General features: G+C 62.7%; 18 protein-coding genes. 9 read left to right on the top strand and 9 right to left on the bottom strand.

Annotation, left to right across the window (positions count from 1 at the left end; translation table 11 throughout):
- Nucleotides 1–83: 83 nt before the first annotated feature.
- On the top strand, nt 84–956 hold the full coding sequence (locus OPIT5_09705; GenBank protein AHF90429.1) for an AraC family transcriptional regulator: 873 nt from the start codon (nt 84–86) through the stop codon (nt 954–956).
- A 303-nt stretch (nt 957–1,259) separates the two neighbouring features.
- On the opposite strand, the gene OPIT5_09700 is transcribed toward OPIT5_09705, so the two are convergent.
- Nucleotides 1,260–2,462, bottom strand: a complete 1,203-nt coding sequence (locus tag OPIT5_09700; GenBank protein AHF90428.1) for a GntR family transcriptional regulator — start codon at nt 2,460–2,462, stop codon at nt 1,260–1,262.
- Between the two features lie 294 nt (nt 2,463–2,756).
- On the opposite strand from OPIT5_09700, the gene OPIT5_09695 reads away from it, so the two are divergent.
- From OPIT5_09695 to OPIT5_09680, 4 genes are all read left to right on the top strand, one after another.
- Complete coding sequence (locus OPIT5_09695) at nt 2,757–6,884, top strand: hypothetical protein (GenBank protein ID AHF94263.1); 4,128 nt, start codon at nt 2,757–2,759, stop codon at nt 6,882–6,884.
- A gap of 14 nt (nt 6,885–6,898) precedes the next feature.
- A complete protein-coding gene (locus tag OPIT5_09690; protein AHF94262.1) occupies nt 6,899–7,609 on the top strand; it encodes a hypothetical protein in 711 nt (236 codons plus the stop codon).
- Between the two features lie 40 nt (nt 7,610–7,649).
- Nucleotides 7,650–8,618, top strand: a complete 969-nt coding sequence (locus OPIT5_09685; GenBank protein ID AHF90427.1) for a hypothetical protein — start codon at nt 7,650–7,652, stop codon at nt 8,616–8,618.
- Between the two features lie 205 nt (nt 8,619–8,823).
- Nucleotides 8,824–9,441: a hypothetical protein gene (locus tag OPIT5_09680; GenBank protein AHF94261.1), complete on the top strand. Its 618-nt coding sequence runs from the start codon at nt 8,824–8,826 to the stop codon at nt 9,439–9,441.
- Between the two features lie 154 nt (nt 9,442–9,595).
- Here the strand turns inward: OPIT5_09680 and OPIT5_09675 are convergent, their stop codons facing one another.
- The 8 genes from OPIT5_09675 to OPIT5_09640 all read right to left on the bottom strand — a co-directional run bounded on the left by OPIT5_09675 (nt 9,596) and on the right by OPIT5_09640 (nt 21,257).
- Nucleotides 9,596–10,936 carry a dehydrogenase gene (locus OPIT5_09675; protein AHF90426.1) on the bottom strand — a complete coding sequence of 447 codons (1,341 nt, stop codon included), beginning with the start codon at nt 10,934–10,936 and terminating at the stop codon, nt 9,596–9,598.
- A 55-nt stretch (nt 10,937–10,991) separates the two neighbouring features.
- Nucleotides 10,992–12,047, bottom strand: coding sequence for a hypothetical protein (locus tag OPIT5_09670; protein ID AHF90425.1), 1,056 nt, complete (start codon nt 12,045–12,047; stop codon nt 10,992–10,994).
- Nucleotides 12,044–13,774, bottom strand: a complete 1,731-nt coding sequence (locus tag OPIT5_09665; GenBank protein ID AHF90424.1) for an alpha-1,2-mannosidase — start codon at nt 13,772–13,774, stop codon at nt 12,044–12,046. Before OPIT5_09665 ends, OPIT5_09670 begins: the two co-directional genes overlap by 4 nt.
- A 22-nt stretch (nt 13,775–13,796) precedes the next feature.
- Nucleotides 13,797–14,474 carry a hypothetical protein gene (locus OPIT5_09660; protein AHF90423.1) on the bottom strand — a complete coding sequence of 226 codons (678 nt, stop codon included), beginning with the start codon at nt 14,472–14,474 and terminating at the stop codon, nt 13,797–13,799.
- 59 nt (nt 14,475–14,533) lie between these two features.
- A complete protein-coding gene (locus tag OPIT5_09655; protein ID AHF94260.1) occupies nt 14,534–15,430 on the bottom strand; it encodes a hypothetical protein in 897 nt (298 codons plus the stop codon).
- Nucleotides 15,431–15,556: 126 nt separating this feature from the next.
- Nucleotides 15,557–18,145, bottom strand: coding sequence for a hypothetical protein (locus tag OPIT5_09650; GenBank protein AHF90422.1), 2,589 nt, complete (start codon nt 18,143–18,145; stop codon nt 15,557–15,559).
- 49 nt (nt 18,146–18,194) lie between these two features.
- Complete coding sequence (locus OPIT5_09645) at nt 18,195–19,616, bottom strand: FAD-dependent pyridine nucleotide-disulfide oxidoreductase (GenBank protein ID AHF90421.1); 1,422 nt, start codon at nt 19,614–19,616, stop codon at nt 18,195–18,197.
- 207 nt (nt 19,617–19,823) lie between these two features.
- Complete coding sequence (locus OPIT5_09640) at nt 19,824–21,257, bottom strand: glycoside hydrolase family 4 (protein ID AHF90420.1); 1,434 nt, start codon at nt 21,255–21,257, stop codon at nt 19,824–19,826.
- A gap of 65 nt (nt 21,258–21,322) precedes the next feature.
- On the opposite strand from OPIT5_09640, the gene OPIT5_09635 reads away from it, so the two are divergent.
- The 4 genes from OPIT5_09635 (at nt 21,323) to OPIT5_09620 (ending at nt 24,521) form a co-directional block, all read left to right on the top strand.
- Nucleotides 21,323–22,132, top strand: coding sequence for an AraC family transcriptional regulator (locus tag OPIT5_09635; protein ID AHF90419.1), 810 nt, complete (start codon nt 21,323–21,325; stop codon nt 22,130–22,132).
- A gap of 126 nt (nt 22,133–22,258) precedes the next feature.
- Nucleotides 22,259–23,005 carry a transcriptional regulator gene (locus OPIT5_09630; protein ID AHF90418.1) on the top strand — a complete coding sequence of 249 codons (747 nt, stop codon included), beginning with the start codon at nt 22,259–22,261 and terminating at the stop codon, nt 23,003–23,005.
- An 80-nt stretch (nt 23,006–23,085) separates the two neighbouring features.
- Nucleotides 23,086–23,580: a hypothetical protein gene (locus tag OPIT5_09625; protein AHF90417.1), complete on the top strand. Its 495-nt coding sequence runs from the start codon at nt 23,086–23,088 to the stop codon at nt 23,578–23,580.
- Between the two features lie 104 nt (nt 23,581–23,684).
- Entirely contained in the window at nt 23,685–24,521 is an 837-nt protein-coding gene (locus OPIT5_09620) for a polysaccharide deacetylase (GenBank protein AHF90416.1), read from the top strand.
- Nucleotides 24,522–24,638: the final 117 nt, after the last annotated feature.

Raw genomic sequence — 24,638 nt, 5'->3', positions numbered from 1 at the left:
GGGGATTCTTGCGTTTATGGGCCATTTGATGGTTCATCCGTTGTGAGTAATCCCCCGCACACATGTCCTGCCAAACGAGTCTGTTGAGAGACCGGAAGGGTTTTGAGGAAACGCGCGAACGCGCCCTTTTGTCCCTGGGCGCATGCATCTTTCAGGATCCTCAACTTCTGGTCCAGGCGCACTGGCATCGCCTGAAGGATGCAATCCTGGTGCCCTCCCATGCCCATTCCGGCGTGCTGCAACTGGATTTGAATATCGGGATGACCGGCGTGGTCGTGATCGACGGGGAAAAAATCCCGGTCCAGGGTGTGACGGCGGCGGCGTTTTATCCCGGGCAGGAACACGCCATCGAGCTGACGCCCGCCGCGCCTTATGCCGAGATTTTCAGCATCAAGATTCGTGTGTCGCCACAATGGGAGGCTGTGCGGGCGCGCGTTTTTCAGTCGTTTCTCAAACTGACCTTCGCCGATCATCATCTGGTAAAAACGCTGCGCCAACTGAACCGGATCGGAACGGTGGAGAGTTCGCGGCGGTCGCTCGTATGCGCCACGCTGGCAGACGCGCTTTGCCACTGGCCGGGCGCGCCGGGTGCCGCGGGACACGGTTTCCGGAGCGAATCGGCGGTGGAAACAGGGACCGGGATGCAGAGCGCGCTACACCTCATTGACGAACACTTGTCGACCCCGCCGTCATTGCAGGAACTGGCGTCCGCAGCGCACATGTCGGCCCGTAATTTCACACGGCATTTCAGGCAATTGTTCGGTTGCGCACCCCATGCCTACATCACGGCGCGGCGGCTGGCCTGTGCGCGGGAGTTTCTCGCGCACAGGGCGCATAACATCACCGAAATCGCGGATCAACTCGGGTTCCCCTCCATCCATGCCTTTTCCCGCTGGTTCCAACGGAGCGAAGGCACAAGCCCGAGCGTATATCGGGAAAAACACTTCCTCTTGTAGGAGGGCGGGCAGAGATCCGGGAAAAGGTTACGGGCACGGCGCTGCCTCCCGTGAAGTCATACCGGGCGTGGCCTTGGCGGGTATGGCAGGCGTGGTGGACGTGGCACGCCACGTGTCATCCGGATTGTAGTTGTTTAACAATACTCACCCGTGAAGCGCGCGACCTGCTGATGGCGAATTTCGGCGGGCGAAGCGGGCGGGCGGATACCGGAGGGCAGGCGAAGCGTTTCCGTATTCACGCGGATGCGTGTGTGAAGGGAATCGTCACGTGGAAAGGAGGAAAGTGAGAGACTGCGGCGCGCGTCAGGCGTGCGGCTCGATATGAGCTCGCAGCGTGCGGTTCAGGGTTGTGCGACCGGCGAGTTGATCGCGGATGTGCCCGACGAGCGCAGCGGCAGCATCGGAGGCGCGGACCACGAGCCAGTCCACCGGGTCGGGACAGAAGAAGGGCATCTCGGCATTGCGATGCACGACGAGGTGCAGGTCCTCGCCGACGCGGCAGCCGTGCCTGCCGGCGGCGATGAGTGCGCCGGTTGCCAGGGAGTCAGGATAGATGAAAAGGCCGTCCGGTTTTTCGGGCTGGTTCCAGATGCGGTTAAAAAGTTCAAAACCCAACGCAGCGTGCTCCAGGTCCCCGTTAATGCTACCGGTGTCCTTCGCCCGCGGGATGCCGGCCAGCCAGTTCGGATTTTCGGCCAGGCCCAGGTCTGCGAGCGTCCTGTGTGCGGCGCGATACATGCCCAGTTGATAGTCGTCACCCTCGGGATCTTCATGCATGACCCGAGAGCAGATCACCCCGATTTTGCGGCAGCCGCGTGCGGCAAGTTGTTTCACGGCGAGTTCCACGAATTGCCCGCGATCCCAGTTAAACGTGTGCGGCAATTTGCTCTTTCCGATCATCGCGTAGGGAACAGGCAGTCCAAGGAACCACTTCGTTTCCTCGGCCGAAACCGTGCTGGTGACGACACCCTGAATCTGCCGGGCGCGCGCCTGGCGTTGCAACTCGGGAAGGGGGGCGACAGAGGAGACATCCGGCTTGCGCGTATCCAGAAACACATCGACGGCGAAGCCGCGTGCGTGGCCGACGAGGGTGACTTCCGCAAGGAAAGTCCGGGCAAATCCGGGCAGAGCCGGGTCGGGATTGGCGCGGTAGTAGTAGGCGAGGCGCTTGAGGCTTTTCGGCGGTTCGGCAACAAACGTTCCCACCCGCCGCGTGCGAATCAGGAGCCCCTCCTTCACGAGTTGCGCCAGCGCCCGCTGCACGGCGGAGGGATCGACTCCCAACTCGATCGCCAGCGCGCGGTTGGTGGGAAGCTTCATGCCCGGCAGCAACTGCGCGTCGCGGATCATCTGCCGCACACGCGCAGAAATCTGGAAGGTGGGAGACTCCACGCGCTCCACCACGACCTGCCCCCGGATGGCTTTGCGGGCTGCGGCATCGGCGGCGATGGCGGAGGTGACGGGGAGCGATGCTGCGGTGAAAACGGTTGCGGGAGAGTCAGGCATAAAGATGGAGTGAATTCACTGAAACAGGATGAATAAATCAGATTTTAACTTCTTAACCTTCTATACTTTAGTAAGATTTTATAAAATTCATATATAAAACAAGACTTCAAAAAGTCAATTGAATCAAGAAAAACAATTGACTCATTAAAATTTCCACATTTGCATTCTGTGATACTTCAAAACCCTTTGGGAAAAGCTCCTCCCCCTTCATCACCTGTTTTCCAGCCGGCTCATTTACCCTGTCACGATGTATCCAGTTTCCACTTCGGTCTCACGGAATCCCCCTGCAAATCCATGAAACCACGCCTTGTCAGCATCTCCCTCATTTGTGTTTTGGCCGGAATCGCGGCTCACGGAGAATCGCTCCTGAAGACCGCCAGGTCAGGCGCCGCGCCAACGCTGGTCCTGCCTTCTGTCCTGAGCAAGGACGCGGAGTATCCTCCTGTCGCCCTGCGTGGTTACGGCACAGTCTCGGGCACGGCCTGGTCCGCCATCGCTCCGTTTTCGGGCAGCGTTCTGGAAATCTCCTGCGAGGACGAGTCCAAGGCCGCGCTGCTTCACGCCAAATATCTCTCCGACCTGCGCCTCTTGCCCGGTGTGACCGACATCCGTCTCGGTAACGACGCAAGCACGTGCGCCGCCCTCATCGGTGACCAGGGCGCCATCGCCGCCTTTCGCACCGGCGCATGCGTCAGCATCCTCGCCGCTTCCGACGCCGGACAGCTCAAGACGCTGCTCGAAAATGGCACTACCATCGACCCGCGCACCGCATTCTCCGAACCCGAGGTCGAAGTGCCGATGTATCTGGATCGCTGGGACAAGTTCGGCTTTCGCTTTTACTACCGCGCTTGGGAGCTCCCGGAAAACACTGCGGCTGCCGACTACAAGTTCATGGATGAGTTTCGTTACGCAGCCGGGAAGGGACGCCTCGGCTTTGTTTTCTGGGCGCGCCCCAACACCAACGATGCCGCCCAGGGCATCGACCAGCACCCGTTCTGGGATTGGGGCCTCTACGCCGCCGCCGAAAGACAACTCCCGGTCGGGATCAACATCACGGGCGGAACCGGCTACGGCTCCTCCGCCCAGATGAGCATGGACCGGTTTCGCGAGCAGACCATGATGAAGATGCCCGATTTTTCCGGCAACTACCGCAAGGTGGGAGATCCCACCAACGGCGCGCAAGGCGCGCTCTCGTGGAGCGCCACCACCGCTCGCGACTGGGAGTATGGCCTGCTTCAGGAAACCGTGCGCCAGACCTCGCGCCTCCCCAATGTCGTCAGCTATCTTGAGCCAAGCGGCGAGGTTAAACACGGTCAGCACGATTTCTTCCTGGAGTATGGACCGTTTGCCGACGCCACCTTCCGAAGGTATCTTTTAAAAAAATACACCACGCTCGAAATCCTTAACGAAAAATGGCGTTCCGCTTTCGCCTCATGGCAGGATGTTCGCGTTCCCGAGGTGGCATCTTTCCTTGGCTGGGAAACCGATGGCAACCGCGCCATCGATCTGGCCGGCACATGGCGGATCGGCTACGAACCCTCCGTTGCAGGACAGAACACCGAAGCCCCCGGCTGGAGCCAGATTACCATGGGATCCTCGCTTGTGCCCACCAAGGGGGCGCCCGACGAGTGGTTCGCGGAAAACTTCGACGACTCCGCCTGGCCGCAGGTCCGGGCCCCTGGGGATGACATCGTCATGCTCCTGCCCAAACGTCCCGCGGTTTACCGACGCGACATAGACGTTTCGGAGGACTGGTTGTCCGCACCCGCCAACCGCCGCGTCTGGCTTTACATTTGGGATCTGAACCTGGCCCATCGCGACCACCTTGCCGTCGCCCTTAACGGAGAGCTCACAGGGCGCGCCGGCTATGCGAGCTCGGTGCCCCAATTCAATCATTGGGGGGCATTGGAAGTGACCGGGAAACTCAAGGCGGGGCGCAACCAGATCACGCTCCGGCTTCCGAAGGGATTTCTTGGATACAAGGTGTATCTTTCATCCATTCCACCCCAAACCTATCCGTCGTCCGACATGGCCTGGAACGCCCGCTGGGCGGATTTCCATGACTGGATGATACAAACCCGCATCGACACCCTGCGGCGCGGCATGGAGATGATTCGCGCCGTGGACAAGGAACGCCAGATCGTGCTCATGGCTCCCGATTCCGCTCTGGATGGCATCAAGAAACTGGCTCTCGGCTATGGAGGGAATTTTCACAACACGGGATGGATGGGAACCGTTTGGGGGGACATGTTGCCAGCCGTCATGCGTGGCGCGCGTCTCCCTTTCAGCCTCGAACCTGGCGAGCCCGCGCGCGACCGCACCGGCTTCCGGCAACTTGTTGGCCGCTACTCAACCGAAGGGCTGCAGGGTATCGACTATTTCATCCATATTGGTTCTGTGCTTTGGAATCCCGAAATCAAAGCCCAGTTTGAAGAAGACCTTCCGGTCCTCAAGCTCCTCGGAAAATATCACGGCCCCGCCGCCCGTGTCGCCGCCCTGTATTCCGACCGCTCCGCGGGCCTGACCTCCTGGCCGTGGGGAGCGGGCAACCCGGTCTCCAACAAGGCGCCCGATATCAATATCGGTTCCGGATACTGGAGCTGGAACATCCGCGCCAACCTTCAGGGCGTATTCGAAAGCGATGCCCTCACCGAGTCCTCCTTCTTTGCTTCCGCCAACGAAGAGGCCGATGCAGACCGCTACTCCGTTATCATCGACACCAGCACCGCGATCATGGACGAGCCGCTCGTGTCCGCCATCGAACGCTATGTTCGCGCTGGCGGCACCTTCGTCACCTTTGGCCAGACCGGACGCCACACCTCCACGCAGGCCAATGCCTGGCCCATCGCCCGGCTTACCGGCTTTCGGGTGACTGGCATTGATTCCCGGAAACCAGGGACGGACGAAAAAACCTTCCGCTCCCTTACGCCCGCTCCCGGGCAGGATGTGTTTGTCGACGACTGGAGCGCCATGCCTGCCAATGGCTTGACGCTCCAGCCTGTCGTCCCCGACGCCAAACCGCTCATGCTTTGGCCCGACGGCTCCACCGCCATCGGCATGCGCTCGCTTGGCCAAGGTCTTGTCGTGCAAGTTGGCTGCAAATTTTCTTCCGACGGCATCCCGGACCGGATAGAGCCTGCTGCCAGCACCCACCGGCCGTTCCGGAATACCACGCAAAGCCAGAACGATGCTCTTACCCGTCTCCTGACCCGGCTGCTCGAGTGGCGCGGTGTCCCCCGCCTGCCCTACCGGCTTGAACCCGCGCAGGACTCTATCATCGTCCGTCATTTTGTATCCAACAATGGACTCCATAACGTGTGGATGCTTTGGAACCGGAATCCCGCCGAATCTTTCGACATCCAGCTCGTGCTGCCCGGCAATCCGACGGTCGGCACGGCGTTTGACGTCAAGGCTGGACGAAACCTTCCTGTTTCGGGAAACCGTATCCGGATGGTCCTGCGCCCGCTCGAAACCCGCGGCTTCCTCACCCCGCGCCACGCCATCACGAATGCCGCCTCCTCATGGTTCGCCCTGCAACGCTCCTGGTGGCGCGGCACTACTCCCGCGCCGAAGGAAGCCACGTTGCCTGCGCCCGACGAGGCGATTTCCAGGAACCTCGGCCGCGACTGGGCTTTCAGGCCGCTTCAGGCCGGGGAGGATGGCGCTGCCTTTTCCGGAATCGGAATCGACGACAAGGATTGGGAGCGCATGCGTTTTGGCATTTGGACTCCGCTCGGCCATTCCGGCGTGAAGCATGCCGTGTTCCGGAAAACCTTCACTATTCCGGCAGCGTGGAACGACGGCGAGATTTCCCTCTGGATCATGTCGATCTGGTCCGGCCACACCTTCCGGGATCAGGCCCGTGTCTGGCTGGACGGAAAACTCATCCGCGACTGGAGTCCGAATGGCCTCGAAGGATTTTTGTCTCCCGGCGTTATGCTTCCCGGTAGCGAGCACACCCTGGCGGTAGAAATCCGCGGGAGGGGCGATGTGGCCGGAGCCGCCGGCGCTCCCTGGCTCGCCTATGCGCCGAATCCCGCCGGCACCATCGACCTGTCCGGTGAATGGATTCCGACGCAAGACGCTCTGCATCCCGCCTCGCCCGTCACTCTGCCGGGGACGGTCACCGCCTTCACCCTCCGCCGCACCGTTCAGCTGCCCGAAGACCTGGCCGGGAAAGGCGTCTCACTGCGCGTCGATGCCGATGGCCCCCTGGCTGGCATCATTGTCAACGGCCGCCTCGTCCGCCGCTTCCATCACAACATCGGCAAACGCTGGACGCTCGATCTCACGCCGTGGGTGCGGCCCCGCTCGGCCAACACGCTTGAACTCTTTGCCTGGGGCGGCGCCGGACGGCTCTCCATCCGGGCGCTCACCCTGGATATTCACGAAAAGACAATTACCCGACCCGATCACGAATAAACCTCTCGCAAATCATGACCACGTATTCGACAACCGCCGTCTGCCGTCCCTGTATCCTCGGCGCGATCACACTCCTGTTCGCCCTGTCAGCCGGCGCCATTGCCCTCCATTCGCAGCCGATTCCGATCAATGGAGGGATGGAAAACTGGATACATTTCGATCCGCCTCCCGGCCGGCGCATACCGCTGTTGCCCGGCGGAGAGATCCCGGCCGGCGTCACGGTTCAGGCCGAGGCTCTGGCCCCGTTCAGCACCGCCGAGGACCCCGTGAAGAGCACCCTGGCCAGGGATGCCGACGTCAAACACTCCGGGAAATACTCGCTGCGCATCGAAAACGCGGAGGACTCCGGCATAACAACCGCCTCCATCTCGCCCTTCCCCGTTCAGGCCAACACCCGCTACGTGATCAAACTCCGGGTGAAGACCGAAGGCGTCGTCCCCAATCCCAAAGAACACCGGGGTGGTGTTCACGTCTGGACGCATATTGGTCCCAAGGACAATGCCCTGTTCTGGGACGGAAAAAATCTCCGTATCAACCAGCCCATTCCCGCGACACTTCGCAGCGGCACCCGGGACTGGTTCCAGCTTGAGCTTCCCTTCGAGACCAAGGCCGACACCGGACAACTCCGCATCGTCCTGCAACTCCGCTTGGCGAAAGGCATCGTCTGGTTCGACGACGTGGAAGTTGAAAAGACCGGTTCCTCCATCCCCGTCACCTCCTTCTGAAACAACAGCGCACAATTCCATTGGATTCCTTCCATTTGCCATGAAAAATAAAATACAATCATCGGCCATTGCCGTATCCACCGCCGCCGCTCTTCTGGCCGCGTTTGCCATACCCTCCACCCGCGCCGCCCTCATCTTTGAGGCCGACTTTGCCAGCAGCAGCCAGATCGTTTCTATCGGAGGCACCGGTGTCGTGAACGCCGGCGACGCCAACTGGAGCGCATCCATCGAGGACACCAACAGCCTCGGCCAAGGCTCTTATCTCAACCGCGTCAATAACGGTAGTGGGAGCGCCACCACCTCCTCCTATGTCGCCGACTTCACGCCAACCAGCGCAGCCAATTCCTGGGCGGCGATGAGCACCGTGTCGGGAGCGAATGTCGTGCTCAACGGCGGGGCCGACTTGTTCTTTCGGGTCAACAGCGTGACCGACGCCTCCAAGGTCAACTGGTTTCGCCCCATCGACACCAGGGGGCGCGGTACAACGGATACGTCAGGCCTGCGCCTTGTCCTGAATGCCAACAGCGCCACCACGTTCACTCTGGAACTGCTGGCTGGCGGAGGGGCTGCATTTACCGACAAGACGACCGGCAACACTTCCTCTTCCGTCAAGATCTCCGCCCCGCTGTCCTATACGTTCGGAGCGGTAAATCATATCGGATTCACGTTCAGCACGGATGACGATGGCTGGGTGACGATGAAGTTGTTTACCCAGGCCGACGGCGATGCCATTGATATCACCGGCGCGTCGCTCCCCTCCGCATCTACCGCCACCTTCAAGATCAGCTCCAGTATCGCGGGCAACGGATTTGCCAACAGTCAGTTATTGCTCGGCGGAGGCGATCCCTCCGCGACAGCTTCGAACATAGATTACGATCTCTTTCGTCTCTACGATTCGGCTCCCTCTACGTTCTCTTCGATCCCCGAGCCATCCACGGCAGCGTTACTGACCGCCCTCCCTGCGTTGCTGCTGGTTGTCTCCATGCGTCGCCGCCGCATCTTACGATAGCCGAATCCCGGCCCGTTTGTTTGTTGGCCGACGGAGGCCTGCCCTCGTCGGCCAGTCCGGTTCCGGACACTCTTTCACACCCCTCTCCCGGTAAACTTTGCTTATGCCTGCAAAACCCATCGTTCCCTGCACCCCGCCATTTGCTCAGTCATACCGGCCACTTTTTCGGACACGAAGGCTGGCGACGGGCTTCACGCTGGTCGAGTTGCTGGTTGTCATTGCGATTATTGGAGTCCTCGCCGCGATCACACTCGCGACCGTGTCCTCGGTCCGCGGAAAGGCCACGCAGGTCCGTTGCATTTCCAATCTCCGGCAACTTGGCATCGCCACCAGCATGTTCATGATGGAAAATAGAAATACGTATCCGCAAGTTAATTACTGGCCAAAGGACATCGTTCCCCATCTCAGTGTTGCGTATGAAAACGTAAACAGTCTGGAAATCAAAGTCGTCGGTTCCCTTGCCAGCAATCCTTACACCTGTCCTGCCGCCATTTCTTCCCCGGACACACTCTTTCGCGGGCAGTTCGGTTACGCTATCAATGCCGACGGACTCGCCGGATTTACGCCCGAGAAAGTTGTGGATCCCAAAAACTGTCCGGTTGCACTTCAAGGAGCAGCTGCCGGCAAAACCCAACTCCTCTCGCAAACCATACTCTACGCCGATGCGATCAATTATCCCAACCACCTTTATCGTTCCCCCGATCGAGTGCCTGACCGGCACCAGTCGAAAGTGAACGTGGTCTTTGCGGATTTCCACGCCGCCCCCGTTCGCTACGCACCGGAAAGCGATGAATGGAAGCTCATGTTTTTCGGCTTCAAGTAAAGGAGATCATCGCTTCAGGCCGACCAGGTCGATCCGGGCATCCTGGAGAAGGTGTTCCAGGTCGTGTTAACACTAATTGATTTCGATCGATTTCCCGGCAATCGAGCTTACTTGGCTGACGGACCAACCGCATAGGCAGACAGGCAGCATGCGCTCAGGCCAGTTCATGAAGCCTCCGGGCGGCGGGTTGGAGTGGGAAGAGGTCGGTGATGCGCACGGGCTGGCCGGTGGCGATGGAGCGGTTGGCGGCGGCTCCGACGAGAAGCGAGGCCGCACCCTGTTCGTGGCCCGCATTGCGGTGATCGGGATCGGGGGGCGGCGTGCTGGAGAACATCTGCTCCTGAATGAGCGGATCGGCGCCGCCGTGGCCGCCTTCGGGCATGATGACCGGAATCTCTTCGGGGTCGCCGAAAAGTTTCTGGATGCAGAGCGTGGAACCGCGGGCGGCGCGGGGGTCGTGTTTGATCTCGCGGTCGCCGGTGATGATGTGCGCGGCGTGCTGCTCGGTGTAGTCGAGGCGACCGGCGTCGCCGCTGATGGAGACGCGGAAACCTTCGCAGGGACAGTAGGCGTTGAGTGAATACGAGGCCATGACGCCGGTGCGGTAGCGGAGCGTGAGGCTCATGCTGTCCTCGATGTCGATGCCGTCGCGAAAGACGTTCTCGTCGCGGATGTAGCCGCTGTCGGCCTCGGCTTGGCGGTAGAGGGCGTTGAGCGTGGGATCGCCTTCGAGGTTCATGCGGAAGGGGTCGCCTTCCGACTCCGGATGCCCGGTGTAGCGGGGATAGCGGGTGAGGTGTTCCTGGCCGCGGGCGAGGGCGTTCTGTTTGCCGTAAAAAACGAGGCCGCCCATCGCAAAAACGGTTTCCGGAATGGCGTCGATCCACCAGTTGATGAGGTCGAAGTGATGGGTGGATTTGTGAACGAGCAGGCCGCCGGAGTATTTTTTGTAGCTGTGCCAGCGGCGGAAGTAATCGGCGCCGTGGGCAGTGTTGAGCATGTATTCAAAATCCACGTGTTTGACCGTGCCGATGGCGCCGGAGGCGACGAGCTGGCGCACGCGGGTGGCGCCGGGCGCCCAGCGGTAGTTGAAGGCCGTGCGGAGGCGGCGGCCGGGATTGCGGCGAATGGCGGCGTCGATGGCGGCGAAGTTTTCCGCCGTGGTGGTGAGCGGTTTTTCGGAGATGACGTCGCAACCGGAATCGAGCGCGCGGACGATGTAGTCGTGGTGCGTGTAGTCGGGTGTGCAGACGATGACGGTGCCGGGTTTTTGTTCGGCGAGCATGCGATCGAAGTCGGCTGCATCGTAATCAGGAACGGGCGCGATGCCATAGTCGCGGGAAAGACGGTCGCGGTGATAGCGGCGACGCGTGGCAGAGGTGTCGCAGAGGCCGACAAGTTCGGACGTGTCGCGGTAAGTGTCGGCGATGGGATCGATGAACATCGGGATGCGTCCCCCGGTGCCGACGGCGGCGTAACGGTGCTTCATGGAAATCAAGAATCAAAAGTTAAGAATTAAGAATGGGGGCAGGCGGGCGGGCATGGGGCGCTCATGGAGCGTCGGCTTGCGAGAAGCGGGGTTTGGCGCCGGTCCACTGGATGGTGCGGGCGACCGCGTGGGTGCCGGGAGAGGGGCGGCTGGCGGTTTCCTGGTAGGTGATCCAGGGACGGGTGGAGTGTGGATTCCGGTAAATGGTGGTGTTTTCGAAGGAGGCGCTGACCGTGCCGGAAAGAAGGAACTGAAGCATGCCGTTGCCCCAGACACGGACGTTGCGGGCTTCGACCGTGGTCTCGGCGTTGAAGCCGAGGCCGAGTCCAAGGTTGTCGTGAATGTCGGCATCGGTGAGAACGAGCCGGCTTTGCTGGATGTTAAGAAGGCCGTTGTCGTTTTCGTAAAACCGGGCGCCGCGGATTTCGGCGCTGGCGGTTTCGTGTGCGGAGAAGCCTTCGTCGAGGTTCTGCGCGCCGGTGATGTTTTCGAAAAGGAGTCCGGCGCAGTCGCCGTGAAGGTTGAAGCCGTCGTTGCGCGAGCCGGTGGCGACGAGGTTGCGGTAGATGTGGTGCGAGGCTCCGCTGATGCGGACGCCGAAATCGCGGACGGAAATTTCCCAGCCTTCGGGCGAAGTGCCGGGAGCGAGGGTCAGGGTTTTGTTATCGGGATTCCAGGTGATGCCTCCGGTGAAGGCTTGCGTGGAGGCGTCCTGCGGGATGCGTTTGCCGTTGTGGCGGAGAACGAAGGGCCAGGGCGCGGCGACGGCGGCGGAGTTGCCGGCGGAAAAGGCAAGCGGGTCGAATCCGGTGATTTCGTTGTCGTTACCTTCGACGATGATCGAGGCGTCGGGAGTGCCGGAGGTTCTGATGTAGAGAACCTCCCGATACGGTCCGCTGTCGGGAGCGATCCACAGGGTGTCGCCGGGGCGAAGGACGGCAACGGCCGCAGCGAGTGAACGGAAGGTATCTGACGCGGAGGCGGCTTCGGCGGAGGAAAGCCGGGCATCCACGGTGAGACGGCGGCCTGCGGGAGAGGCGGTATCGGCAGCGAAGATGGCGGGAACTAAAAGAAGAGAAGCAGCGATGGCGGCGAGGATCGGGCGGGCGAGGGTCATGGTTCGGAGAGGGTAACGTCGGTGGAGTTGTCGACTGCGACGGGCTGGCCGGTGGTGAGTTTGTAGAGTGACGAGGCAGAGGGACGAGTGTTCAGGTTGGTATCGGACAGCGTGTTTCCGACGATGCGCACGTTTTGGGCCTGATTGACATGAATGCCGGGGCCGCCGGTGTGAGTAAGGGTGTTTTGCTCGATGCGGATGTTTTTGTGACGCATCGCAGGGAGCGGAGCGGAGGGCATTTCGCCGCGGTGGAAAACAGAGATGGCGCCGGGCGTGTAGGCGGAGGGACGCTGGAGGGCGGGATCGAGGGCGACGCGGCGCAGGGTATTGTGACGGATGACGACATCTTCGACCCAGCCGGCTTCGCGGGCGAAGGTAAATTCGGGACCGATGGTGATGGCGGACTGCTTGATGTCTTCGATGGTATTGTCCTCGACAATACCGTGGCTGCTCATGAGGCGGAGAGCGCGGGCGCGATGTTGGGTGAAGCGATTGTTGCGGATGATGTAACCGGGAGCGGCGATGGCGGGAATCTCGACAAAGTCGCCGGTGGAGAGGGGCAGGGGGTTGTCGAGATCGAGGCGGTAGGACGTGAGTTTTCCGGATGGGACGGCGACGGATTTCCAGACGCTGGCGGCGAGTTCGCGGGCGCCGGGAGGAGGCGCTGCCTCGGCGCGGAAGGCGGCAAGTGTGGAACGGCCTTTTACGTCGAAGGAATCGGACGCGAGGCCGCGGACTTCGTCACCGGGGCGGATGACGCTGGGGAAGGCTTCCGGGCCATAGGGACGGAGGAGGTGCAGGGTGCGGTTGTCGTTGCTGGAGGAAGCGACGTAAAAGGCGATGCCGTGGAGATTGACGGAGTCGTCGCCCATGCGGGAAAAATCGCAGTTTTCGATAACGGGACCGGTGCGGGCGTAGGCGTAGTTGAGACCGTCCGCGGAGGAGGAGAGAAGGCGCGGGAGGGTGGCACCGGGAGGAGGTGGCCCCGGAAGTATTTTGTAGTTGAATACATTGTCGCCTTCCATGAACCGGCAGATGACGGCGATGCTGGGGATGCTGTGAAGAGTGAGGTTGTCGATGCGCAGGTCGCGGGCGCGTTCGACACGGATGCCGCGGGCGTGACGAAAATCGAGGGCAATGTAGTCGCCGACAGCAAAGGCGTTGAATTCCTCGTTTTTGGCGGGATTGGCGGCGAACTGGAGGATGCCTCGTCGCGGGCTGAGAGCGCGGGCGGAGGTGGCGTAGATGTCGGGCGCGGTGGTTTTCCACAACAACGTGGCGGGGTCGAAGAGATGGGCGCGTCCGGTGAGGAAATGCGGAGCAAGGTCGGGGTAGCCGTCGTGGAGCGCGAAGGTGATTTCACGTTTTTTCGGGTCGATGGATTCGACGGTGCCTTGGGTGAAGGCGAGCGGATCGAAGTCGATGGTGAAGCCGCGCAGGGTGAGGCCGTCGCAGTCGGTGGCGAAGATGCCGCCGTCGCGAAGGTTGGTGAAAATGAGCGTTGCGGGCGCGTCGGCGGAGGCGGCCTCGAGGGTGAAGTTTTTGAGGTTGCGGAGACGGAGTCCGGCGGGAAGGCGGTGCTCGCCGGGCGGAATGACGAAGCGGGTTTCACCGCGGGCAATGACCCTGTCGATTTGTTGCTGGAGAGTCAGTTCGTCCCGGGCGGGTGCGATGGCGAACATTGTGAGGGAAAAAATGAGGGCACACCAAGGCCGGCAGCGTTTCATGAAGGCAGGAAAGGGGACCTGTCTAGTCCGGGATGTAGAGAAGGTCTGGCACCGTCGAGTGCAGGTTTTTGTCAGCGTCGATGGTGGCTTGGGCGAGGAATTGCACATGGCCGTCGGCGAAGGCATAGTTGGAGCCTTGGCCGGAATGAAAGTCGCCCCAGAATTGCCAGAGGCTGAGAGAACTGACTACGCGGTTTGTGTTATGCCATGCGTCTCCATAAAGGATGGTGCGGGAAGGAGCGGGAATAATGGTGATTTTCTTGTAGGTGGTATTGCTTACGGCACCTGATTTGTGGACGCGAATATTGAGACCGTAGCTGCAGGGAGTGCTGTCGGTCTGGACACGCTCGATGTTGTCGGAGCCGCAGCGGAAGACGGATTGGGCGGTCGTCGCACGGGCGGTCATGGAACTGACGTAGGGCAGGAGCCGGGCCGCCCATCGCTGTTCGTCGGTCGGCAAGTTGGAATCAACGACCAGTGGCAAGTTGTCGCGATGCTCGCCGGACCAGAGCAGCGTGGCTCCCATGATCTGGCGAAGGTTGGAGGCGCAGGAGGCCCGCCGCGCGCTTTCGCGGACCTTGCCGGTCACCGGAATGATAATGGCAGCAAGGATACCGATGATGGCGATGACAGTGAGGAGTTCGATGAGCGTGAAGGCGGCGTGAAAGCTTCGAAATCGGGGCGAGGGGGTGGATTTCATGGCGACAAATGCAAGAGGGGTTAAGTGCGGGTTGGGTGGTGTTGGTGGGTCGTGAGTTATTATCGGCGAACGCGGCGAATGACAAACGCGACGAAAAGAATCGAGAGTCCGGCAATCGCGGAGATGGTGGCGGGTTCGGGAATGGGAACGATCTGGATGGCGTTGAGAAAGCCGCGCTGTTCCGTTCCAGTGAGGCCGTGGGAGAAGATCGTCAGGTAGGAGTCGGACGAGGCAAGCGTGACGGTGAGTTTCACATAGTTGGAGCCTTCGACCCATGTGGAACTGACGCTGTTGGTTGAGACGGCCTGCGGGCCGTTATCGATCAGCGTTGTAAAATCGAAAGTGGTGGCACCCGAGCCGCTGGTAACAATAGGGCCTGAGACGGATTGCTCGGCGGCCCAGAAGCCCATCGATGCGTCCGTCAGAGCGAGGTTGGGATTGAGTCCAACGATATAGATATCGTAAGTGCCGGCTGCGAGACCGCCGATGGCGACGCCGGTGATCCGGTCAGGAGTGCCGCCGCCGGTGGCTCCGTAGATGCCGTCGCGCCCGATGGAGGTGGAACTGGCAAACACGCCGTCGAGGCCGCCGGGATTGGGGTTGGAAGTCGAATTGGTGGCGGCCCCGGCAAGAGTGAGGGTTTTCCAGGCGTCGGCAAGGCCGGAGGAGCGTCCGACATAGACGGAGACGCCGGTCGCCGCGGTGCCGTTGGAATAGAGGAGGTTGGTTTGCTGGCCGACGGTATGGACAATCTTGTTCCACGACGTGTCGGTGAAGGTGCCGTCAACGGTGTGGAGCGGGCTGTTGGTGGCGTCGGCTGAAGTGACGTCAACCGAACCGAAATCCAGTTGGAGGGCGGCGGCGGATGCGGTGCCAGCGAGGGCGGTGGTTGCCAGCAGGGTGCAGGTGGCGAGGAGGGTGCGCAGGTGAGCGCGGGTAGCGGCGGTCGTTTTCATGGGTTTTGAGAATGTAATTGGCAGTGAAGGGGAGGCGATGGACGGGAAACTTGCCCCGGCGGTGGTGCCGGACAACCGGCAAGCGATAAGGTGGCGCATCAGCATTCCATTAGTGGAACAAGGCGGTCATCGTGCTGCTTGTGCGCGTAAAAACGGGAAGTCGGAAGGCCGGAAACTGGCGGGGCCTCCAAGGCCGGGGGCAAGGGCGATCCAGGATTTGGGACCGTCGCCGTCGTTATCGTGAAGAGCGAGGTTGAAGCGGAATCCGGAGGCGAGGTCGGTCTTGGTCAGGCCCATGCGGGACAGATCAAGCTCAAGCGTGTAGTGGATGCGGGGGCCTTCCCACGGATTGCGCGCGGGTTCGCTGCGAATGACTGCGGAAGCGAGGGCGCGGCGGTGCGCGGGATCGCCTGCGACACGTGGCGAGTCGCCAGGATCGGCGGCGATTTCAAGACGACCGGAAGAACCGGAAGCGGACGCCCAGCCGAGTTCGAGGGCGTCTCCATCGAGAAGGGGAGAGCCGGAGGCGGCGGGGTGAAGCGTGTTGTCGGTGACTTCGAGTTCGATGCGCAGGCGGATTGTGGATGAGGAGGCAGGGCGAAACGCGCGAAGGGTTCCCTGCACGGAAAGATCGTTCGGACCACTCCAGAGCAGATGCAGGGTGTGCGGATCGTGATCCTGCTTGTTGGTAACGTGACGGAGTTCCCTGAGCGTGAAGCGCTGCCCGGCGGGAGAGGTGGCGTCGAGGGTATTGAAAACGACGGGGACGCGCAGGGAGGGCGTCCAGGGGAGGTTGGCGAAGGCGAACGGGATGGAAAGGGAATGGATGTCTCCGAAGGCTCCGGGAGGAATCGCACGGCGGAGAGGAAGCACAGCGGTTTCGCGCGCGGGGATCGTCAACGGTTCCGGAGCGGTGAGGACGAGAGGACGCGAAAGCGGATTGGTCAGGCTGAAGTCGATGGAGACATTGCCGGAAGAGTCGGGGACGATCTGCCTGGAAAGCATGACCAGAGGATCGTGCGAGGCGGGCGGCGCGTCACCGCCGCGGAAAAGATAGTAGCAGGGGGCGGCCGCGAATTGCACAAGCGCGAGGTCGTCGGTGGACGGCACGGGCGTGGGGTTGCCGAAGATATCGAGTTTGGTGACGACGGTTTGCGGGGAGCCGGTGCGGACAACCCGGAGGGTGTCGGGTGTGGCCTCGCCTTCGGTCCAGGCGACAAGGAGGCGGGTGTTTTCAGGCAGAGCGAAAAGCCAGGCGAAATAGCGTCCGTCCTGTGCCCAGGTTTCGAGGGGCCGGGCATGACGGAGGAGGCGGATGGCGGTGGCGGCGGCGGCAAAGGATTCCTTGGGCCGGATGTCATCCTCGATGGAGGCAAAGTCGCCGGTGCCGGTGGGGTTGGTGATGAGGCCAAAGGTGTGTCCGGGTTTTTCGGGAGTGTCACGTCCGGCGCGGTCCATGAGGTTATACCAGGTGTAGCTTTTCGCGCCGATGGCGGCGGCATAGGTCATCTTTTTGGCAAGGGTGCTGGCCTGGAAGGATTGGCCAAAACGGGTGTCAAAACCGGTTTCGGTGAAAACGAGAGGAGGAAAGGTGCCATCGCCGCGGGCGCGGCGGGCGGCTTCGGGAAGGCGGATGTGGAGATCGTTGAAAAACTGGGGAAAGGCATCGTGCATGTGGTAGGCGAACCAGTCGCAGGATTCCGGATACGCACGGAAAGCGGCCTCGAAGGCGCCGGGCTTGGAGCGGCCATGGTTGATGCCGGCATAACCGCCGGAGGTAACGGGGAGGTCGGGGGAGACGGCCTTGATAGCGTCGTGCGCGACACGCTGGAGCTGATCGTATTGATCGACCGTGCCGGTGAAAAAAGGGAGATTGGGCTCGTTCCAGACTTCCCAGAGCTGGATGTCGTCGTGGTAGCGGCGTGCGAGGGCGGTGATCCAGTCGCGCCAGGCGTCGAGGCGGGGCGGGTCGAAGCGTTGGCCGGGACCGGACCAGCGGGTGGAGCCGGTGGTGGTTACGTGCCAGCGAAAATTGTATTGGCGGAGAAGGGCGAGCCGGGCGTCGAGGCGATCCCAGCGCCATTGCTTTTCGCGAGGCTGGACCTCGCTCCAGACGGCGTTGAAGCGGTAGTATTCGAAGCCGAGGGTAGAGGCGATTTCGAGCAGGCGGGGCGTGGCGAGGGCGGCGCCGGTGGCGAAGCCGATGGGCATGATGCTCTCGCCTCTGGCCGGTTGCGGATTGCGGGGATAGAGCGCCAGCACGTCGGTGGCAGACGAGGATTGGCCGCCGTCCGTGGTGAGGCGAATACTCGCGTCATGGAGGCCGTAGTCCGCTCGGGCGAGCAGGGAGGACGGCAGGGGGACGCGCAGGTCCGAGCGGGGCGCAAGGGAAACATTGTGGGAGAAAGCGAGGCCTTGCGTTTGCGAAGAGGAGCGGGGCGTGAGCGTGAGATCGAGGCGGATGGTTTGTTCGCGATCTCCGCTGTTTTTGATTGTTATCCAGGTTTCTGCAACGCCAGTCCGGGCCGCATCGGCGGCGGCCGTTGCCGTATCGACTGCGACAAAACGCGCCTGCCAGGGCAGGCTCGCCTCGACGCCGGCAATCGTTGCGATGTGTGAATCGGCAGGCGGGGCGGACAGGGGCAAGGCGGCGGGAACGACGGGCATCGTGACAAGAAGAAAGGCGGCCAGAAATGGAAATCGGAGGCGACACATACGGAAACGGGGACGAAATGAATTGTGGGGAAGCAAAGCGGGATGCGCTTCAGTCCGAAAAGGCAAGAATAGGGGGTGAGGCAGATGCATCGGGGGCAATGGGAAACAGTTCCTCCAGCGGCGGGGCACCGGTGGCGCGGCGGGCGACGGCCAGGGAAACGCGGATCCGGGCGGCGCTGATTTCGTGCAGGGCGCAGCCATCGCGATGGGCGAGGGCGGCGGCGGTGCCGGCGGCTTCACCGAGGCTCATGCAGGTGGGCATGACGCGAAAGCTGCCCGCGGCCTCGTGCGTGGCGCTGATGCACCGGCCCGCGACGGCCAGATCGGGAAACGCATCGGCGTCCTCGGGGAGCAGGCAGTCCCACGGGATGCCGTAAACGTGCGCGCCGGCGGCGGTATCGGGTTTTTCAAAACGGGTGCCGTTGCCTTCGGGCGCATGGACGTCGATCGGGTAGGAACAGAGCACGACGCTTTCCGGCGGGATGGCGCGGGCGCGCACGTCGTCCTCCGTGAGGGTAGCGCGGCCGACGAGGCGGCGGCTTTCGCGGACGCCGATCTGCGGTCCGGTTTGCAGGAGGAAGGCGCTGGCGAAGCCGGGGATGTAGTTGCGGAAAAAGGACAGGAGCTCGCCGGCCTGGCGGCGGCCTTCGATCTCGGCGCGGGCGGTGTCGAGCGGATTGCAGGCGCTGAGGCCGTTGATGCGGGTGCCGTTGACGGTGACACGGGTGGGGTCGGCGGGCATCGACCAGAACATGGCGATTTCGGTGCGGGGAATGGTCCACGCTCCGGCGGCGCGGGCGCGAGCGATTTCGGCGGCAAAGTGGTCGCCTTCGACGGCGTAGCGTCCGGCGACGAGGCGGTGACCGGCGGCGCGCCAGGCAGTCGGGTCGAAGCCGCCGAGCTGCACGACCATCGACATGGGCTGCGTCTTGCCGTCGGAGCGGCGTCCGTGGGTCAGGCGCGCGCCGGCCAGGGCGGCGGCGTCGGCGTCGCCGGTGGCGTCGATCAGGTAGCGGGCCCGGACGCGGACCGTCGCGCCCTTGCAGGCGAAATCGACGAGCCAGCGCGCGTCGCTGGCGGCGGATTCCCGGCGGACGGCGGTGAGCAGGGCGTGGAAAAGCAGCGATCCCCCCGCGTCGAGTATCCGGGTTTCCATGACGCGCTTGCAGGTCTCCGGCTCGAAGAAATCAGCCTGCGTGTGGGCGTCGTAATAATGCGCGCCGAGGCGGGCCTGGGCCTGCACGAATTCGCGGTAAATACCGCCGGCGATGTCGTGCCCGCCGGCGCGGTGGTTGAGGTGGCAGCTCAGGCCGGCCGCCGTGCCCATGCCGCCGAGGTAGCCGTGACGCTCCGCCAGCAGGGTGGGGCAGCCGCCGCGCAGGGCGGCCAGCGCCGCGCCGTAGCCGGCGGGGCCTCCGCCGATGACGAGGCAGGTGGTTTCCAGTTCGTGGCGTTGCAGGGGACTACTCACGACAGGGAACAAGCGACAGGCGAACCGGACCGGCGAGCCGAAGCCGATCCTGGGGACGAGTGGCGTTCCTCTAATGGAACAGGTTGCGAGTCGCGGTTGGTGTCGGGCGGGGCGTGCGTGCGGAAACCCGGATACGGCACGGCGACAAGCGGCGGCCCTACGGGGGACACACTTTCGACTTTCCGACTTTTGACCTGTGACGGACTACTAGTAGAGCTGCGGCGCATTGCCGGCGGCGGCATGGGCGGGAGCGAAGGAGGCGTCGGCGTCCGTCTGGTCCGGCCAGCCGGGGAGCACCTCTTTCTGCGCCTCGAAAAGCTCGTCGATCACCGCCTTTGCCGTGGCGATCGAGTTGACCAGCGGGTCCATCGCCAGCGCTCGCACGAGCAGGCCGCGGTCGCGTTTCACAATCGCTTCGATCGTCAGCTCGTGCACATCGAGGATTTGCATCTGGAGCGCCCGCAGCCCAAGGGGGAAATCCCCCACCGGCAGCGGACGCGGGCCGTGGCGATCGAGCCGGCATTCCAGCTCCAGGAAGGCGTCGCCGGGCAGGTTGCCGACGGGGCGTTCGCCGCCCCCGGTGCAGCCGGAGTTGGCGCGGTTGATGAAGTAGTTGCGCCCGTCCTCCGTGACCATCGTGTTGATGATGTCGGTGGCGTGGTCGGGGCCGTTGCCCGCGTGAAACTCGTCCATCGGCTTCGCGCCGGAAATGTAGGCGTCCACTTCGGTCCACATGGCGGCGGTTTTTTCGTCGCGCTCGTCGCAGTCGAAGACGGAGAGCGGCGGGATCGGTTCCTGGATGGCGGCGCGGCCTTGGTAATAGGGCACGTATTCCTTGGTGTGGCCGGTCAGGGTGGGCACCGCGCCGAAGACGTCGGCCAGTTGCGCGGTGATGAAGTTGTTGAACCGGCCCTTGGAATAGCCCGAGTCCTTCTCGCCGGCGGCTTTCGCGCGGAAGGCTTCGCGGATGTCGGGGAGCACGTCGCGGCCCTTGAGTTCGGCGCGCAGCATCCAGGTGAAGTGATTGACGCCGGCGATGCGCAGGTCGAGGTCCGCCGCCTCCGCCTCGTCCCGCCCGAGGAGCTTGAGGTAACTGAGCTTCTTGTGCGGCAGGTGGTGCGAATCGCAAAGGGCAAAGGACTTCGCCCGGGAGTGGCGCATGAGCCCGATGCCCATGATGGCCGAGGGGTTGATGTAGTTGATCAACCATGCCTCGGGGCAGATCTCCTCCACCGCGCGGGCGATCTCGAGGATGTGGGGGAACTCGCGCATGGCGCGAAACACGCCGCCCGGCCCGATGGTGTCGCCCGAACACATGCGGATGCCGTATTTGGCGGAAATCCGGCAATCGATGCGGCGGTAGTGGGCGTTGCGCACGGCGAAGCTGAGCACCACGTAGTCCGCGCCGGGCAGCGCCTCGCGGAAATCCGCGAAGCCCTCGACGGTGGTGCCGGAGCCGGAGGTGTCGGCGGCGAGGCGCGCCAGCCGCACCATGCGGTCGAGATTGGCCGGGTCGGTGTCCACGAGGGAAAGCGTCCCGCCCTTGAGGCCGGGAAGGTGGTTCATGGACCAGACGGCCTTGCGTCCGAAGAAGAGGCTGCCGGCTCCGATAATGACGATTTTAGGTTTTTTGTTGCTCATCGTTTTCACCGTGGCCGGTCGGATTTCCTTTTAACAATAGCAGCGTTGTGGCATTTTTAGCACTGATGTTGCGCAATCGAAACCGCCTGATTGTCTTCCGGTCCGCCACCCCGGCGGCGCCCAACCTGCCGTTGACCGTGCGCTCGGCGGGCCGCAACGAGGCGCCGCGCGGCTGGGAAGAGCCGCCGCGGCAAAAGGGGTTTCTCGAACTGTTCTGGGGCCTGGAGGGGCGGGGTGAATTTCGGGTGGACGACGGCTGGACCTCCCTCGAACCGGGCCGGATTTTTATCTATCGGCCCGGCGATACGCACCATTTGCGCGCCGTGTCGGATTTCTGGCGGTATTGCTGGGTGACCTTCGACCACGCGGACTGCGTGCGCTGGTTCGATGCGTTCGGGCTTGGCGGACGGCTCCACCAGGCCGGACCGTGTCCCGAGACTGTTTTTTTGGAAATCACCGCCGCGTTGCGCGAATACACGGCCGAGGGCGAGCGGCGGGCCGCGCACCTGGCGCACGCGCTGTTGCTGGCCGCCTCGGCCAAAACCAGCCCCTCCGCGCCCGACTCGCTTCCGGCGCGGGCGAGGGCGCTCATGGACCGCCTCTTCACCGACCCCGCCGTGGGCGTGACCGAACTGGCGGAGCGGTTGCGTGTGCATCGCAGCACGTTGTTTCGCCGCTTTGCCGCCAGCCACGGACTGAAACCCTCGACCTACCTCCACAACCTGCGCGTGCAGCACGGCCTTGCCTTGCTGCGGGAAACCGGCGCGCCCATCCACGAAGTGGCGCTCGCTTCGGGTTTCGCCGACGCGAACTACTTTTCCCGCGCCATCCGCGAGGCCACCGGCCTGAGCCCGCGGGAGTTTCGCAACAGTTGACGGCGCCCCGGAGAGAAGCGGAAGAGACGCGTGATGTTTCGCCGGTGGAACACGAACCCGGTCACGGCTTGCGCCGGGGGCGGCGGGCTGGCTGGATGCGCGTCTGGTCCCCGCATGAAACCCGCCATGAAACAGACTCCGCTCACGCAAGGCATCGCACTCGTCCGCATGATGGTTCACGCCGGGCACTCGCTTGGGGTGACGCGCATCGCGGAGGAACTGGACATGCCGAAGTCGTCGGCGCACCGCTTGCTGGCGTCGTTGCAGGAGCTGGGCTTCGTGCAAAAAATCGAGGCGACGAAGCGCTACACGCTGAGCGCGGACATCTTTGATTTCGTGCACGAGATCGCGTGGCACTTCGGACGCAATCTGCGGCTCGACGACCAGCTTCGCGCGGCGGCGGCGAAGCTGGATTGCAGCATCTACATCAGCATGCTGGGGCGGCGCGACACGTATGTGGTCTGCGCGGCGGGCGAGGAGGGCAACACGACGCGGCTCGGCTCGCACGGGCGCGCCTATGCGTCGTCGATCGGCAAGGTGCTGGTGGCCCAGTTACCGGAGAAAGAATGGGCGCGCTATGCGCCCGGCAACGAGGAGGCTCCGGCCACGCGTTATACGAACCGCGACCCGAAAAAATTCATCGCCCAGCTCCGCGAAGCCCGGCGGGCAGGTTTTGCGTGGAACCGGCGTGAAACCAGCAAGGACCATGTGTCGGTGGCAGCCGTGGTGAGGGAGCCTTTTATCGATCCGCCACGCCTGGCCGTGGCGTTGCTGATGCGGCACGAGGTATTTGCGGTGCGCGATCAGGCGGAGCTGGAAAAGGAACTGCTGAAACTGGCGGGAGAGCTCGAACGCGAACTGGGTTCACGGTGAAAGAGGCGGGCGCCGGCTGTTTTTCATTGCTCACAAGCGCGTTGCCATGTGACGGCTTCGTGTTTCTCATCCGTCGCAACATGAGTGCTTTCTCCGATGAACCCGTTCTTGTCAGCCCGGCGCCGGTGAGGCGTTGGGGACGCCGCCAGTGGATGCTCGTGGCTGCGGTTGCGGTGGTGCTCGCGATCGTGGGCACGATCATTGCCACGCCGTTTTACCAGAAACATCTCGAGGAAAAGGCGGCGCATGTGAAACGCGGCGAACTCTACGGCGCGATCTACGACACGACGATCGAGGGCGTGGTGAGCACCGTGGAGCTTGGCTGGCCGGGAGAACATCTGGCGGTGATCGTCCGCCCGTCGCCCGTCACGGGCGCGGTGATGGAAATCGCGGGACCATTCGGCGCGGAGCGGCTGACATGGAACGCGGAGCGGAGCGCCTTCGGTCCGACGAAGGCGACGATCAATCCGCTCGAACATCGCAAGGTGAAGCTGACCCTGCGCCGCGATGGTCGTGAAATATGGTCGGCCAGGCTTTGGGCCTGGGGTGTGGCGCCCGAGGGGCACGCGCACTGAGACGGCTTCCCGCCGCCAATATCGCCCCGAGCCGCTCCCTGTTCACCCGGGAGAATGAAAGAAAGTTCGCAACATGATCTGGTGCCGCCAAGTTGCATGACCTCATGAAGTCTCCCCGTTGCTTCCCGTTCCTGTCCGGTCCCTTCCTGTTCGCTGCGATCCTCCTGTTTGCCGGCTGTGGCCGCCTGGCGGCCGCAACCCCGCCCACGCCGGAGCCGACGGCGGCAGAAGCGCCATTGATCGTGCTCAAGCTGGACGACATGCGGGCGCGTGACGGCAAGGTTCCTGCCGCCTGGCAACGGGTCGTGGATTTTGCGGTCGAGCGGAAGATAAAGATTTCCGTCGGCATCATCTGCAACTCGCTTGCCGCCGATAATCCGGACTACATCGCGGGGCTGAAAAAGATCGCGGCGACCGGCCTGGTCGAATTCTGGCACCACGGTTACACCCACGGCAGCTCGAAGGATGCAGACGGTGGCCGGGTCACGGAATTTTCCCGGAGCAGTTATGAGAAACAACGCGACTCCCTGTTGCGGGGGATGCAACTCGCACAGGAGAAACTCGGCGTCACCTTTGTCGCGTTTGGAGCGCCATTCAACGCGACCGACGCCACGACCGCCCGCGTGCTGTCGGAAATCCCCGAAATCCGCGTCTGGTTGTATGGGAATACCCGTGACACCGGAGGCAAATTTGTCGCCCGCCGGGTGGGTTCGGTGAACATCGAGAATCCCGTTCACAAACCCAATCTCTCCGCCTTGGTCAAAGGTTTCGAAGCCGCGATGAGCCAGGAGCCCCGTCCCGGGTATTTTGTCCTTCAGGGGCATGCGGGAGGATGGGATGATGAGAAATTCGCCGAGTTCGTCCGTATTGTGGATTACCTGACAGAGCAGGGTTGCAAGTTTGTCTTCCCGTCCGAATTGCCCCTGCCGGATGTGTCCTGACCGGACGGTGTCGTCAGGTCGCGTGGGGGACCAGATCGCGCCGGACAGGGTTTACCAGGGAGAATCGGACGCACGGGTTCAATTGTCAGGACATCAAGCGCGGCTTGCAGGTGGCCG

This window comes from Opitutaceae bacterium TAV5, from assembly GCA_000242935.3.
Taxonomy (GTDB): domain Bacteria; phylum Verrucomicrobiota; class Verrucomicrobiia; order Opitutales; family Opitutaceae; genus Geminisphaera.
This window is presented reverse-complemented; position numbering and strand designations above follow the sequence as displayed.

Bases quoted from the DNA above. Each gene is read 5' to 3' on its own strand.
- OPIT5_09655 (AHF94260.1), bottom strand. From the start codon at position 15,430: ATGAAAACGACCGCCGCTACCCGCGCTCACCTGCGCACCCTCCTCGCC.
- OPIT5_09690 (AHF94262.1), top strand. From the start codon at position 6,899: ATGACCACGTATTCGACAACCGCCGTCTGCCGTCCCTGTATCCTCGGC.
- OPIT5_09685 (AHF90427.1), top strand. From the start codon at position 7,650: ATGAAAAATAAAATACAATCATCGGCCATTGCCGTATCCACCGCCGCC.
- OPIT5_09625 (AHF90417.1), top strand. From the start codon at position 23,086: ATGAGTGCTTTCTCCGATGAACCCGTTCTTGTCAGCCCGGCGCCGGTG.
- OPIT5_09665 (AHF90424.1), bottom strand. From the start codon at position 13,774: ATGAAACGCTGCCGGCCTTGGTGTGCCCTCATTTTTTCCCTCACAATG.
- OPIT5_09670 (AHF90425.1), bottom strand. From the start codon at position 12,047: ATGACCCTCGCCCGCCCGATCCTCGCCGCCATCGCTGCTTCTCTTCTT.
- OPIT5_09660 (AHF90423.1), bottom strand. From the start codon at position 14,474: ATGAAATCCACCCCCTCGCCCCGATTTCGAAGCTTTCACGCCGCCTTC.
- OPIT5_09635 (AHF90419.1), top strand. From the start codon at position 21,323: ATGTTGCGCAATCGAAACCGCCTGATTGTCTTCCGGTCCGCCACCCCG.
- OPIT5_09640 (AHF90420.1), bottom strand. From the start codon at position 21,257: ATGAGCAACAAAAAACCTAAAATCGTCATTATCGGAGCCGGCAGCCTC.
- OPIT5_09695 (AHF94263.1), top strand. From the start codon at position 2,757: ATGAAACCACGCCTTGTCAGCATCTCCCTCATTTGTGTTTTGGCCGGA.
- OPIT5_09650 (AHF90422.1), bottom strand. From the start codon at position 18,145: ATGTGTCGCCTCCGATTTCCATTTCTGGCCGCCTTTCTTCTTGTCACG.
- OPIT5_09700 (AHF90428.1), bottom strand. From the start codon at position 2,462: ATGCCTGACTCTCCCGCAACCGTTTTCACCGCAGCATCGCTCCCCGTC.
- OPIT5_09630 (AHF90418.1), top strand. From the start codon at position 22,259: ATGAAACAGACTCCGCTCACGCAAGGCATCGCACTCGTCCGCATGATG.
- OPIT5_09620 (AHF90416.1), top strand. From the start codon at position 23,685: ATGAAGTCTCCCCGTTGCTTCCCGTTCCTGTCCGGTCCCTTCCTGTTC.